The following is a 239-nucleotide window of genomic DNA, read 5'->3' as shown; positions in this document are numbered from 1 at the left end:
AAAACCAACGGAATCAGGGTGCTTCACGGATAAATCGAATCCGTAAGGCTTCAGCAAATCTCCTAAGTCCGGGAGCTCGCTGCCGTAGATGTGCTTAAGGAACCAGTCTTTCGCCCATTCCTGATCACCGACGACCTCGCCCAGGGCAAGTTGCAGATCACGTATATGATAGGGAATTTCTGGTTTGCCGTACCGCTGCCAGACGAGACGCATGAATTCATCCAGAGAATGATCCTTTT

The 239-nt window shown here is 50.2% G+C and carries 1 protein-coding gene; it reads right to left on the bottom strand.

Annotated features, from left to right (window positions below; genetic code table 11):
• The coding region (locus tag MRS74_RS23665; protein WP_254582731.1) for a hypothetical protein at nt 1-213 on the bottom strand (213 nt) is incomplete at its 3' end.
• Between the last annotated feature and the right edge of the window lie 26 nt (nt 214-239).

Origin of the sequence: Marinobacterium sedimentorum, assembly GCF_024267675.1 — a bacterium.
Lineage (GTDB): Bacteria > Pseudomonadota > Gammaproteobacteria > Pseudomonadales > Balneatricaceae > Marinobacterium_A > Marinobacterium_A sedimentorum.
Note: the sequence above shows the minus strand (reverse complement) of the source record. Positions and strands in the feature narration are given on the sequence as shown.